Source organism: Janibacter cremeus (genome assembly GCF_029395675.1).
In the GTDB taxonomy this organism is placed as follows: Bacteria; Actinomycetota; Actinomycetes; order Actinomycetales; family Dermatophilaceae; genus Janibacter; species Janibacter cremeus_A.
Genome location: NZ_CP115184.1, coordinates 2,897,469 through 2,909,603, shown reverse-complemented (window position 1 = coordinate 2,909,603; position 12,135 = coordinate 2,897,469). Strand labels below are relative to the sequence as shown.

Here is a 12,135-nt window from a genome sequence, read left to right as displayed (position 1 = left end):
CATCACCTTGCGGCGTGCTCGACGACCCCTAGGCCGCGCAGGACCCCGTGGACACGGGCTCGGTGGCCCGGGCTGCGCGGTCGAGCACCGGCCGGGTCTCCTCCAGGGTGAGCGCGTACCCCGTGTCCCGGTTCGCTTGGGACTTCGCGAAGATCGTGCCGACGACCTGACCGGTCGGTGACAGCAGGGGGCCTCCGGAGTTCCCCTGCTCCACCCGGGTGTTGACCGCGTAGACCTGCCGGTCGACACCTGGGGTCCCGTCGATGCCTGCTCCTCGTGCGGTGAGGAGCTCACGGACGCGACCGGCCTCGAGGTCGTACGGGCCGCCGAGGGGGAAGCCGGCGACGACCACCTCGTCACCGTGCGACTGCCTCTCACCCGTGGGCAGCGCCGGGGCCGTCAGGTCGGGCACGGCGAGGACGGCGACATCGCGCCGCGGGTCGAAGGCGACCGTGGTGGCCTGGTAGGTCTGACCGCTCCCGGCGACCTGGACCGAGGGCTGGTCCACGCCGGCCACGACGTGCGCGTTGGTCACGACCCGGCGGGGCGCCGCCACCCAGCCACTGCCGGTCTGACCGCGGCCGCACCCGGCCGCCAGGCCGGTCACCTTGACCACGGAATCGGCCGCCTGCTGGATGCCCGGGCCCTCGGCGACACCCGGCCCGGGCGGCTCGACCGGGCGGATCGCCTCTGGCCGGACGCCGGTGAAGACGCGCGGGAAGTCGTTGGCGCCCAGTGCCTGGTAGACGCTGCCGAGCACCCGGTCCGCGGGCGCCGGCATCGCCCGGTCGATCGTCTGGATGACCTTCGAACCGGCCACCGGCTGCGCGGCGCCGGGGAAGGCACCGACGACGGCCGAGGCCGCCAGCCACGCGACGGTGGCGCCGACGAGGAGGGCGGCGACTCCGCCCAGGAGCGAGTCGAGCGCGCGAGCCGGGCGAAAGCGCACCCACGAGCGCAGACGCAGGCCGATCATCGCGCCGAGCGACTGGCCGAGGGCGGCGGCGATGAGGACGCCGACGACGAGCAGCACCCCGCTGCGAAGGGGGTCCCCGCCGGCCAGGTCAGAGCGGGCGAGGATCCCGGGGAGACCCCAGAGTGCGAGCAGGCCGCCACCGAGGAAGCCGACGAGGGAGAAGGCGCCGGCGACGAGGCCGGTGCGGTACATGCCGCTCACGTAGGCGGCGAGCGCGAGGAGCAGGACGATGTCCAGGACGAGTGCTCCGGTCATGGTCGCTCCTCGGGCTTGGTGGGCGGGGCCGTCGAGCCCCCGCACATGGCAGCACGTCCATCTGGGAGTGCGGGGCGAGATGGCTGTGGGCCCCGTGGGACTCGAACCCACAACCTACGGATTAAAAGTCCGCAGCTCTGCCAATTGAGCTAGAGGCCCGGGGACGGGACTTCAGTTGGAACTTCTCCGGGGAGAATCGACTGGTCCGATCCCGGGCAAAGGTTACCCGCCGAACGCCGCCCGCCGAGCCCAGGGCTTCGCGGGGGCGGCCACAGACAGAGGGGCGGCGCCGGGCCGCGTGGTCGCGGTCCGGCGCCGTCCTGTCAGCAGAGCATCGAGCGGGTCACTCGAAGAGAGTGCCGAACCCGGCCGGCAGCTGGGAGCGCAGGTCAGCGATCTCACCGGCCGACACGAAACCGGCCATCGTGGAGAGCACGGCCCGAGCATGTGCCATCGCCTGCTCCGGGTCGCAGCCGCGCCCCTCGTGCTCGGCCACCCTGCGCAGGAAGGCGTCGAGGTCGTCATCCGTCTCCTGCTCCCCGTTGTGCTCCAGCAGCGGCTGCTGCATCTCGCTGGGAAGCTGGGCGGCCAGGTCGCGCGGCTCGTTGCCGGCCAGCCGCTTCCCCAGATCCGCCAGGACCGTACGGGTGGCCTCGTCCGCGTGCTCACGGTCGGCCGGCCCGCCGTGGTTCGCGACGGCGGCCAGGAACTCGTCATACCGCATGGGTACTCCTTGTCGTTGGTTGTCGTGTGCTCTGAATTCGCGTCGGACCGGGGGGAATCTCCCGGCATCCCGCATGCGCCTGCCCGAGCGAGGACCATTTCTCCCCGCGGCCAGCGCACTGAACAACGGCGCTTACACCGTAAACACGAATACTGCGCTACGTCAACGAACTCACGTCCGTCACCCCACGTCGGCGGACGACGGGAACCGCTCCCAGACCCGGTGCCCCTTCATGAGCCCCTGAACTGCGGTGAACACCGCGTCGGCGCTCTCGTCGGTCACCACTCCGCTCGTGCCCTCGAGCCGGGCCTGCTCGAGTGCCCTGAGGCCTGCACCCCACGCGCCGATGGCCTTTCCGTGCCGCCAGCACTCCTCGAGCAGCAGCAGGGCGCGCGGGTCGAGCGCGGAGGTCTCCGCCCTGCCGGCCTTCTCGTCGCGGGCAGCGATGGCGTCCGGGGCCGCTGCCGGGCAGCCAGCCAGCAGGAGTGCGTCGAACTCGACCGAGCGACCGGTCGCGAAGGTCCGCTGGACAGGAAGACCGGCCACCGTCCCGCCGTGCGGCGCGATGAGCAGGGGAACCATGTCGGCAGCGAAGACGGCTCGCCGCAGCTCATCCAGCCCTTCGAGATCCCCGCTCGGGTCGAGCAGGATCCCTACCGTCCTGCCGTCCGGGGGCCACTCCCCTGCGACCTGCGAGAGCGCCGGGCTGGGTGCCTCGTCGGTGAGAGGGACGGTGGGCCCGGGCGCGGGAAGCCCCAGACCGGTCGCGACCTCGGCGCAGAGCACCGGGTCGATGTTGGCCAGCTGCTGCACTTGCCGTTCCTTGATCCCCTGCTCGTAGCACTTGCCCAGCTCGAAGGTGTACGCGCGGATGATGTGCTCCTTCTCCACCGGAGTCATGCTGTTCCAGAACAGCCGGGCCTGGCTGAAGTGGTCCTCGAAGGAGGCCGGGTTGGCGCGGACCTTCCTGTCCTCGGCCACACGCACCGGCACGTCGTCGAATGCGGGGACATCGGAACCGGCGAAGAGCGGGCAGCCACCGTCCAGGGAGTTGGGTGTGTACGGTGCCACACCGGCGTGAGAACCCTGCTGACCGAACCCGTCGCGCAGCATGTCGTTGACGGGGGCGTGCGGGCGATTGATCGGCAGCTGCGAGAAGTTCGGGCCGCCGAGACGCGTGAGCTGGGTGTCGACGTAGGAGAACAACCTGACCTGCAGCAAAGGGTCGTTCGTGACGTCGATCCCCGGCGGGAGATGACCGACGTGGAAGGCGACCTGCTCGGTCTCGCTGAAGTAGTTCGTCGGATTCGCGTTGAGGGTCATCCGGCCGATCCGCTGAACGGGCGCGAGCTCCTCCGGGACGATCTTCGTCGGGTCCAGCAGGTCGATCCCCTCGAAGGTCTCCTCGTCATTGTCCGGGAAGACCTGGATCCCGAGCTCCCACTCGGGGAAGGCGCCGGACTCGATGGCGTCGTAGAGGTCCCGGCGGTGGAAGTCGGGATCCATGCCGCCGAGCATCTGGGCCTCCTCCCACGTCAAGGAGTGCACCCCGAGCTTGGGCTTCCAGTGGAACTTCACCAGGGACGTGACGCCCTCGGCATTGGTCAACCGGAAGGTGTGGACGCCAAAGCCCTCCATCATCCGGTACGAGCGCGGGATCCCACGGTCGGACATGTTCCACATCGTGTGGTGCTGCGCCTCGGTGTGCAGTGAGACGAAGTCCCAGAAGGTGTCGTGCGCGCTCTGGGCCTGCGGGATCTCCCGGTCCGGATGCGGCTTGGCGGCATGGACGACGTCGGGGAACTTGATCCCGTCCTGGATGAAGAAGACCGGCATGTTGTTGCCAACCAGGTCGAACGTGCCCTCCTCGGTGTAGAACTTGGTCGCGAACCCGCGGGTGTCGCGCACCGTGTCCGCCGAACCGCGCGAGCCGAGCACGGTGGAGAACCGCACGAAGACGTCGGTCCTCTTGCCTGCGGCCAGGAAGCCTGCGGTGGTGACGTCTCCGGCGTTGCCGTACCCCTCGAACACCCCATGCGCTCCGGCGCCCCGGGCGTGCACGACCCGCTCCGGTATCCGCTCGTGGTCGAAGTGGGTGATCTTCTCCCGCAGGTGGTGGTCCTGCAAGAGGGTCGGCCCCCGACGCCCGGCCTTGAGGGAGTGGTCACTGTCCCGCAGCCGGGCCCCCTGGGACGTGGTCAGGTACGCGCCCTGCTGTGCCGCTGCCTCGGGTCCGGTCCCGGTCTCGGCTCCCGTCGGCGTGACCCCCCTCGGCGCGGCCTGATCGGACTTCGTCGGCAGTGGCGGCCGGGGGTCCACGGGTTCATCGACCGGGGCTGGTGCGGCTCCGGGGACGCCGGGCACCTCATCGGCAGGCGCTGCCCCGCCGGCCCCCTTCGAGACCGTCTCCTTCTTCGCTTCACCAGGCTCTGTGGGATCCATGTGCCGTGCCCTACCCGGCGCCGACCGACGTCAATCACAACTCCTGCGCCCGGGAGCCGACCGTCGCGGTTACCGGCTGGCCACCCCCTCCTGCCACGCCCTCCTGCCACGCCCTGAGGTCGCGGCCGAGGAGGTCCTCGAGACGGCGCGTGTCCTCGGCGTACTCCTCCTGCAGCCGGTGGCGCAGCCCCGGGTCCAGACTCGGCATCTCCTCCCACTCGGAGCCGAGCCGCGACTTCTTCCTCGTCTTGTCGTTGGCGCGGAAGGTCACGTCGTCCATGGTGATGTCGGAGGTCAACCCGAGGTGGTCCATGACCTCGGTGACGAAGCCCAGCGGGTCGCGCAGCAGGTCGTCGTAGAGCATGGGCTTGAGCTGCGGGTGGATGCTCCACCAGCTCTCCAGGGCCTCGGCGTACCGCCCGAGGGAGAGCACCGAGTACTCGTCCGTGAGCTCGTCGATGACGGGGGTGTAGGGGAAGCGCCCCCTCATCATGTGGTGGATGTACGCGGACTCGTACCGGTCGACCGGGTGCCGGAAGACCGCGACCATCTCCGGCGAGCCCAGCAGGGAGCGGATGTTCCTGGCTGTCGTCGGACGAGCCCGGAAGTAGTGCGGCGTGCTTTCGAGGTAGTACTCCACCCCGGGCAGGTCCTGCTTCGGGAAGTGCTCGCGGAAGGCGGCCAGCTTCTCGGGTGCGTCGAAGTCCGTCTGGTTGAAGAAGTTCAGCTCCTTCACCTGCGAGGCGAAGATGTGTTTCGAGCGGCCCAAACTGCGGTGGAGCCAGCTCGTCCCACTCTTCTGACTACCGACGATGAGGAAATTAGGAAGAGGCATGCAAGTCCCGATGTGTCTCGTGCAGAAGGAAATTCGACTCTAGACCGGCCCATGTGCGTGACCCCGCGAACGCGCTGTGAACGTCCTGCGAACTCTCGCCACCCAGGCCTGATGTGGCTTCGGGGCGGGACTCCTCAATGTCCTGGTCGGCCTGCTCCGCGATGAACTCGGGGGCCTCATCGAGACGCATCGCGGCCCCGAACAGGTGGTTGATCGTCAGCAGGTTCACCGGCAGCAAGCACGCGGCAACCGTAGGCAGGCGTGAGTACCCGAGACGGCCACTCACGGACAGGTGCACGAAAGGGTCCACGAACCGACACCTGTTGCACCTGAACGGTTCACCTCGAGTTGGCCCCGGGAGTCGAACCTTGCTGCATGGCCCCGACCCCGACCGTCGCGACGGTGGACCCGACCCCCCTTCGCTGGTCCGTCGTCATCCCCGTCCACGACTGCGCCGACCTGCTCGCCCGGGCCCTGCCCGAGGTGGTCGCCCAGCTCGGGCACCGCGACGACGCCGAGATCATCGTCGTCGACGACGCCTCCGACGACGCCCCCGACCGGGTGGTCGAGCAGGTCGGAGCCGGACGAGTGCGCTACGTGCGCCACTCACCCAACCGCGGCGCCGTGGCGACCTTCAACCGGTGCATCGCCCTCGCCCAGGGAGAGCTCGTCCACCTGCTCCACGGTGACGACGAGATCCTTCCCGGCTTCTACACCACCATGGAGGAGGCGCTGCTGCCCTCCCGCGCAGTCGCAGCCGTCTGCCGCGCCCAGGACATCGACGCCGACGGCAACCACCTCTACACCACACGGTCCTACCGACACGGGACGGGCATCTGGACCGAGGCCCTCGACACCTTCGCGGTGTCCAACCGCGTGCGCGCCCCGGGCATCGTCGTGCGACGCTCGGCCTACGCCAAGGTCGGCGGCTACCGCACGGACCTCCCCCACGCGGCCGACTGGGAGATGTGGACCCGCCTGGCGGCACACGGCCCCGTGCTCTTCGTCGACGAGGTCCTCGCCCGATACCGCCGCCACCAGGCCTCGCACACCTCCACACTCGTGCGCACCGGCGCCAACGTCCGGGAACGCGTGCAGGCCATCGACGTGATCTCCACCCACATCCCTCCGTCGCGCCGCGCACCGACGGTGCGGCGGGCGCTGGCCCACTCGGTCTACTTCGCCGGACGCTCGGCCCTCGACCTGGCCCGGGCGGGCCGGTGGCTCCCCGCCGGTCGGCAGGCGCGCGAGGCCGCCCGGTGCGTGGCCCGGATCCCCCGAGGCGTGGAGGTGGGGGCGTGACCAGCGCGACCCTGGTGAGGGAGCAGGTCGAACCGTGGGAGGAGGTGCCCCGCCCCCTTCGCCCCCGACTCACCGTCGTGGTGCTCACCCAGGGCGATCGTCCCGAGCTGGCCCGGGCGCTGGCCTCCGTCCGCGCCCAGCGCGGCGTGGACCCGCACCTCGTCCTCGTGGTCAACGGGGGCCGCCCACCGCAGCTCGACCCGGCCGACCAGCTGATCGTGCTGCCGGAGAACGTCGGCGTCCCGGCCGGCCGCAACATCGGCGTCGCCGCGACCGATGCGGACGTCGTGGTCTTCCTCGACGACGACGCGGAGCTACAGGGCGAGGACCACCTGGCGTCGGTCCTCGAGCGCTTCGACGAGGACCCCGACCTGGGCGCCATGGCGATGCGGATCGTCGACGAGACGGGCCGGACGCAACGGCGGCACGTCCCCCGTGTCGGCCGACGCTCGGCACACCGCTCGGGCCAGGTCACCCACTTCATCGGCGCGGCCTGCGCGGTGCGCACGAGTGCGTTCGAGGGGGTCGACGGCTTCGACCCCCGCTTCTTCTACGCCATGGAGGAGTCGGACCTGGCCTGGCGCCTCATGGATCGCGGCTGGGGCATCTGGTACTCCGCCGACCTGGCCGCCTTCCACCCCCGGACGCCCCCGTCGCGGCACTCCCGCTACATGTGGTTCCTCGCCCGCAACCGTCTGTGGATGGCCTGGCGGTCGCTGCCGCTGCCGCTCTTCGTGGCGCACCTGCTCATCTGGACGGTCGTCTGCGCCGTGCGGTGCCAGCCACTGCGTGACGTCCTCGCCGGGTACCGGGAGGCGTGGCGGACCCGTCCCGCTCGTCGACCGCTGGGCTGGCGGACGGTGGCCACCATGACCCGCCTGGGGCGACCCCCCTTCGTCTGATCACCACCGGGTCGGCGGCCGGGCGTCACACCCCGAGGTAGGCCTGCTGCACGGCGGGATCCCCCGCGAGCTGCTCGGCCGCGCCCGACAGGACGACCCGGCCCTCGGCCATGACGTAGCCCGACGAGGCGATGCGCAGGGCGGACGTCGCGTTCTGCTCGGCCAGGAGCACGCCGATGCCCTCCCGGTTGATCCCGACGATGGCGTCGAAGACCTGCTGGGTGACCAGCGGTGCGAGACCCATCGACGGCTCGTCGAGGATCAGCATCGTCGGGTCGGACATCAGGGCACGACCGATGGCCACCATCTGCTGCTGGCCTCCGGACAACGACCCCGCGGACTGCTTGCTCTTGTCCCTGAGCACCGGGAACAGCTCGTAGGTCCGCTCCAGGAGCGTGCGGACGCGGTCCTTGCGCCGACGGCCGGCGTAGGCACCGAGCACGAGGTTCTTCTCCACCGACATGCGCGGGAAGAGGTGTCGCCCCTCCGGGCAGTGCGCCAGCCCCTTGCGCACCAGCGCGGCCGTGCTGCTCCTCGTGGTGTCCTCACCCGCGAACTCGATCCGGCCGCCGGTCGGGCGGAGCACCCCGCTCACGGTGCGGAACAGCGTCGACTTGCCGGAGCCGTTCGACCCGAGGATGACCGTCAGCTCACCGGCGGGGACGGTGATGTCGACGGAGTGCAGGACGTTCCCGGCGCCGTAGCCGGCGCTGAGCCCGGTGATGGTCATCATGATGAGGCTCCTGTCGTGCTCGCGTCGGCCCCGAGGTAGGCCTCGATGACGAGCGGGTCCTTCTTGATCTCCTCCGGGCTGCCCAGGGCGATGCGTTGGCCGTGGTCGAGGACGACGATCTGGTCGGCGAGGCCCATCACCATGGACATCTTGTGCTCGACGAGGCAGACCGTGATCCCGCGCCGGACGATCTGCCGGATGAGCTCGCCGAAGGACTCGGTCTCCTCATCGGTGGTCCCGGCGGCCGGCTCGTCCAGGAGCAGCAGGCGCGGCTCGGTGGCCAGGGCGAGGGCGATCGAGATCCGCTTCTGCGTCTCCTGCGGGAGGGTCGAGGCGAGCTCGTCGCGCAGGTGGGCGGCGCCGACGAACTCCAGCTCCTCCATCGACTTCTCGAGGCTCGCCCGCTCGTCCCGCCGGTACCGCGGCGTGTGGAACACCGCGTCCAGGGGGTTGGACCTGCCCCGCACGACACACGCGGCCAGGACGTTCTCGAGGACCGTGGCGCCGTCGAAGAGATGCGTTGTCTGGAAGGTGCGCGCGATCCCGGCACGGACCGTCCGGTGGGGCTTCATGCCGGTGATGTCCGTGCCGTCGAAGGTGACGGTCCCGGACGTCGGTCGGTAGAAGCCCGCCAGCAGGTTGAACAGCGTCGACTTGCCGGCACCGTTGGGCCCGATGATCGCCGTGATCTGCCCCTCCGGGACGTCGAAGTCGACGTCCTTGACCGCGTCGAGGCCACCGAACCTCTTGCTGAGCCCGCGTACCTGGAGCAGCATCAGAGCACCTCTTCCTTCGTCCGGGTGGCGGATGTCGCCTCGTGCGCGTCCTCTGCCCGTGCCGCCGCACGCTGCCGCCGTCGGCGACGGGCGGGGATCAGGTCGTTGAGGTACCCGACGATCCCCTTCGGCGCGAAGATGACGAGCAGGACGATGATCGGCCCCAGGACGATGAACCGGTAGGACTGCAGGTCCTGCAGCATCTCGAAGAGGAACGCCACGAGCAGGCTCCCGATGACCGGGCCCATGACCGTCCCCATGCCACCGATGAGCAGGAAGAGCAGGAACTCGAAGGTGACGTCGATGGCGGCCGAGTCGGGACCGATGAATCCGGTCAGGGAGGCGAAGAGACCACCTGCCAGCCCCGCGATGCCGGCCGACGCCGTGAAGGCGAGCTGCTTGCTGACGGCGACGTTGACCCCGATGGACCGGGCGAGGTCCTCGGACGTGCGGATGGCCACGAGGGAGCGGCCCGCATTGGACCGCAGCAGCGCGTGGGTCGTGTACGCGGCACCACCGAGGATGAACAGCACGAAGTAGTACATGGTCGTCGGCTGCGTGAAGTCGATCGGCCCGATGTTCTCCGGGTACTTCACGCCGCTCACGCCCGAGTGGGCGTGCGTGACCGACTCCCACCGGGTGACGACGATGAAGATGAGGAAGCCCAGGGCCATCGTGAAGATCGCGAAGTACGCACCCTGCGTCCGCAACGCGATCAGTCCCGAGGCGTACCCCAGGGCCGTGGTCGCGACGATGGCGAGCAGGAAGGAGCCCCAGAAGGACCAGTCGTGGTCCGTCGTCAGCAGTCCCACGATGTAGGCACCGACACCGAAGAACGCACCGTGTGCCAGGGACAGCTGCCCGGTCAGGCCGAGGATGATGTTCATCCCGTAGGCGGCGATCGCGTAGATCGCCGCCGTCGTGGTCACCCGGATCAGGTAGGGCTGGTCGTTGAGGACGAGCGGCGCCGCGAGCAGCGCGAGCGCGACGAGCGCGACGCCGAGGAGGCGGGGGTTGATCTTCTCCATCATCGCTGCTCCACCATTCCGAACAGTCCCGTCGGCTTGACCGCCAGGACGCCCATGAGGAGGATGAAGATCGCCGCCTCACCTGCTGCCACGGAGATGTAGGTCGAGGCCATCACCTCGGCGATGGCGATGACGAAACCGCCGATGATCGCCCCGGGGAGGGAACCCAGCCCACCGAGGATGATGATCGCGAAGACGATCAGGTTCAGCGACTCGCCCATGGTGGGCGAGAGGAGCTGGATCGGCGCGACCAGTCCCGCCGAGACGGCCACCAGCGCGAAGGACACCGCGAAGGTCACCATGGAGACCACGCCCGGGTTGATCCCGACGAGCGTGGCACCCGTGCGGTCCTGCTCGACGGCCTCGATCGCCTGGCCGTGGACGGACTTCTTGAGGAACCAGGTCAGGGCGATGAGCACGACCATGGCCGTCACGATGATGATGACCCGCTGCGAGGAGATCTGCGCCCCCACGACCGTCATCCGACCGGCGAAGGGGGAGTCCATGCGCAGGAAGCCCGTGCCCCAGACCTCCTGGACCACGGCGATGAGGAAGAACATCACGCCGATCGTCGCGATCATGTGGTGGGTGTGCGGCGCCTTCCGAAGCGGATGGAAGATGAGCCGCTCGAAGAGCACCCCGACGACGGCGAGGACGAGCGCAGCGCACACGATCGCCACCACGTAGGGCAGGCCGACGTCGACGAGCAGTGAGTACGTGAAGTACCCGCCGAGCATGAAGAGCGCGCCGTGGGCGAGGTTGGGAAAGCCCAGCACCCCGAAGACGAGGGTCAGCCCTACGGCGGCCAGGCAGTAGATGCCGCCCAGCGCCAGGCCGTTGATCAGCTGCTGGATGAAGAGCGTCATCCGCTGCTCATTCCTTGGGCTGGTCGATCGGGAAGGACTCGTACTGTCCCTGCTCGTTGCGGTAGGCCGCCTGGAGGTCGTCCGCGAGGAGGTGCCCGTTGTCGGTGACGCGGTCGGGCGCGAAGGCCACCCGGAACTTCGGGTCGACCTTGTCGATGCTCTCGCCGATGGCCTCGCGGATGGCAGCCGGGTCGTCGACGGTCCCGGCGGTCTCCATCGCCTTGATGAAGATCGGCAGCGCCTGGTAGTTCAGCGCGATGTCCGCGTTGACCGGCTTGTCCGACGAGTACTTCTCCTGGTAGCGCGAGATGAAGTCCTCGGTGCCCTCGAACGCCGTCAGCGGAGCGATCCCGACCGAGTTGTTGAGGTTCTTCGGGTCGGTGAACTCCTCCATCTCCTCGAACTTCGCCTGGTCGAGGATCATGAAGGAGCCGTCATAGCCCTGCTTGCGCGCCTCCTCGATGATGATGGCGGTGGGCTGCGAGGGCCCTCCGACGAGGATCACGTCCGGGTTGCCGGACAGCGTCTTGGACACCGGGCCGGCGAAGTCGGAGACGGTGCCGTAGTTGATGTTGTTGTTCGCCATGACCTCGCCACCAGCGTCCTCCCAGGCTGCCGTCGCTGCCTTGGTCCACTGCTGGCCGAACTCGCTCGAGGTGGCCAGGAGCCCCAGCTTGCCCTTGCCCTGGGTGTCGACCTTGCTGATGAACGGGTCGATGTAGCTGGTGAAGGACGGCGGGATCATCACGGTGAGCGGGTTGCCGCCCTCCACAATCTCCGGGTCCGAGCTGTAGGCACCGATGAGGAACTCGGTGCGTCCGGAGTTCAGCTCCTGCGCCGCCTTGATCCCACCGGCGTGGGGGATGAACACGACGGTGGCGCCGTCCTGCTCGACGAGTCGCTGGGCGTTGGTCCCGGTCGTCCCCGGCTGGTACTGGTCGTCGAGGCTCTCGAGCTCGACGGTGTACTCGGTGCCATCGACCGTCACGCCCTCCTCGTTGACCTCGTCGATGGCCATCTGCAGGCCGTTCTGGACGTTCTTGCCGTACTCGGCGGCGCCACCGCTGATGCCGGCGGAGTACCCGATGGTGATCGTGCCGGAGTCGGAGCCACCGCCCCCTCCCGCGCCTCCACACGCTGCCAGGGTGGCCACCAGACCACCACTGGCCATGGTGGCGACACAGCGGATCGTGCGGTTCGACAAAGCTGCAGCCATCGTGTCTCTCCTCGTTGAGATGCGCCCTGAACTCGGGTTCAAGTTCAGGTGTGGACCGAGGTTATGGAAGCCGGCGTGCG

11 protein-coding genes and 1 tRNA gene are annotated in these 12,135 nt (G+C 69.2%); 2 read left to right on the top strand and 10 right to left on the bottom strand.

The window, feature by feature from the left end:
• Positions 1-28 precede the first annotated feature (28 nt).
• From O9K63_RS13875 to O9K63_RS13855, 5 genes are all read right to left on the bottom strand, one after another.
• Complete coding sequence (locus tag O9K63_RS13875) at positions 29-1,231, bottom strand: MarP family serine protease (RefSeq protein WP_277238758.1); 1,203 nt, start codon at positions 1,229-1,231, stop codon at positions 29-31.
• 86 nt (positions 1,232-1,317) lie between these two features.
• A tRNA-Lys gene (locus tag O9K63_RS13870) sits at positions 1,318-1,390 on the bottom strand.
• A 184-nt stretch (positions 1,391-1,574) separates the two neighbouring features.
• Positions 1,575-1,955, bottom strand: a complete 381-nt coding sequence (locus O9K63_RS13865; protein ID WP_277238756.1) for a DUF2267 domain-containing protein — start codon at positions 1,953-1,955, stop codon at positions 1,575-1,577.
• Between the two features lie 180 nt (positions 1,956-2,135).
• Complete coding sequence (locus tag O9K63_RS13860; protein WP_277238755.1) at positions 2,136-4,397, bottom strand: catalase; 2,262 nt, start codon at positions 4,395-4,397, stop codon at positions 2,136-2,138.
• Between the two features lie 34 nt (positions 4,398-4,431).
• A complete protein-coding gene (locus tag O9K63_RS13855) occupies positions 4,432-5,232 on the bottom strand; it encodes a sulfotransferase family protein (RefSeq protein ID WP_277238753.1) in 801 nt (266 codons plus the stop codon).
• 375 nt (positions 5,233-5,607) lie between these two features.
• On the opposite strand from O9K63_RS13855, the gene O9K63_RS13850 reads away from it, so the two are divergent.
• Together O9K63_RS13850 and O9K63_RS13845 are read left to right on the top strand one after the other, a co-directional pair.
• Entirely contained in the window at positions 5,608-6,534 is a 927-nt protein-coding gene (locus O9K63_RS13850; RefSeq protein ID WP_277238751.1) for a glycosyltransferase family 2 protein, read from the top strand.
• Positions 6,531-7,436: a glycosyltransferase family 2 protein gene (locus O9K63_RS13845; RefSeq protein WP_277238749.1), complete on the top strand. Its 906-nt coding sequence runs from the start codon at positions 6,531-6,533 to the stop codon at positions 7,434-7,436. Before O9K63_RS13850 ends, O9K63_RS13845 begins: the two co-directional genes overlap by 4 nt.
• A 25-nt stretch (positions 7,437-7,461) precedes the next feature.
• On the opposite strand, the gene O9K63_RS13840 is transcribed toward O9K63_RS13845, so the two are convergent.
• Genes O9K63_RS13840 through O9K63_RS13820 form a run of 5 tightly spaced genes read right to left on the bottom strand, consistent with a single transcriptional unit; the run spans position 7,462 to position 12,055 of the window.
• Positions 7,462-8,169 carry an ABC transporter ATP-binding protein gene (locus O9K63_RS13840; protein ID WP_277238748.1) on the bottom strand — a complete coding sequence of 236 codons (708 nt, stop codon included), beginning with the start codon at positions 8,167-8,169 and terminating at the stop codon, positions 7,462-7,464.
• Complete coding sequence (locus O9K63_RS13835) at positions 8,166-8,945, bottom strand: ABC transporter ATP-binding protein (RefSeq protein WP_277238746.1); 780 nt, start codon at positions 8,943-8,945, stop codon at positions 8,166-8,168. Before O9K63_RS13835 ends, O9K63_RS13840 begins: the two co-directional genes overlap by 4 nt.
• Complete coding sequence (locus O9K63_RS13830; protein ID WP_277238744.1) at positions 8,945-9,976, bottom strand: branched-chain amino acid ABC transporter permease; 1,032 nt, start codon at positions 9,974-9,976, stop codon at positions 8,945-8,947. The genes O9K63_RS13835 and O9K63_RS13830 overlap by 1 nt, the downstream gene beginning before the upstream one ends.
• Positions 9,973-10,839 (bottom strand): branched-chain amino acid ABC transporter permease, encoded by an 867-nt coding sequence (locus O9K63_RS13825; RefSeq protein ID WP_277238742.1) that lies wholly within the window; start codon positions 10,837-10,839, stop codon positions 9,973-9,975. The genes O9K63_RS13830 and O9K63_RS13825 overlap by 4 nt, the downstream gene beginning before the upstream one ends.
• 7 nt (positions 10,840-10,846) lie before the next feature.
• A complete protein-coding gene (locus tag O9K63_RS13820; protein ID WP_277238739.1) occupies positions 10,847-12,055 on the bottom strand; it encodes an ABC transporter substrate-binding protein in 1,209 nt (402 codons plus the stop codon).
• Between the last annotated feature and the right edge of the window lie 80 nt (positions 12,056-12,135).

Coding starts and splice junctions, on each gene's coding strand:
- O9K63_RS13830 (WP_277238744.1), bottom strand. CDS start 9,976: ATGATGGAGAAGATCAACCCCCGCCTCCTCGGCGTCGCGCTCGTCGCG.
- O9K63_RS13840 (WP_277238748.1), bottom strand. CDS start 8,169: ATGATGACCATCACCGGGCTCAGCGCCGGCTACGGCGCCGGGAACGTC.
- O9K63_RS13865 (WP_277238756.1), bottom strand. CDS start 1,955: ATGCGGTATGACGAGTTCCTGGCCGCCGTCGCGAACCACGGCGGGCCG.
- O9K63_RS13825 (WP_277238742.1), bottom strand. CDS start 10,839: ATGACGCTCTTCATCCAGCAGCTGATCAACGGCCTGGCGCTGGGCGGC.
- O9K63_RS13875 (WP_277238758.1), bottom strand. CDS start 1,231: ATGACCGGAGCACTCGTCCTGGACATCGTCCTGCTCCTCGCGCTCGCC.
- O9K63_RS13820 (WP_277238739.1), bottom strand. CDS start 12,055: ATGGCTGCAGCTTTGTCGAACCGCACGATCCGCTGTGTCGCCACCATG.
- O9K63_RS13835 (WP_277238746.1), bottom strand. CDS start 8,945: ATGCTGCTCCAGGTACGCGGGCTCAGCAAGAGGTTCGGTGGCCTCGAC.
- O9K63_RS13855 (WP_277238753.1), bottom strand. CDS start 5,232: ATGCCTCTTCCTAATTTCCTCATCGTCGGTAGTCAGAAGAGTGGGACG.
- O9K63_RS13850 (WP_277238751.1), top strand. CDS start 5,608: ATGGCCCCGACCCCGACCGTCGCGACGGTGGACCCGACCCCCCTTCGC.
- O9K63_RS13860 (WP_277238755.1), bottom strand. CDS start 4,397: ATGGATCCCACAGAGCCTGGTGAAGCGAAGAAGGAGACGGTCTCGAAG.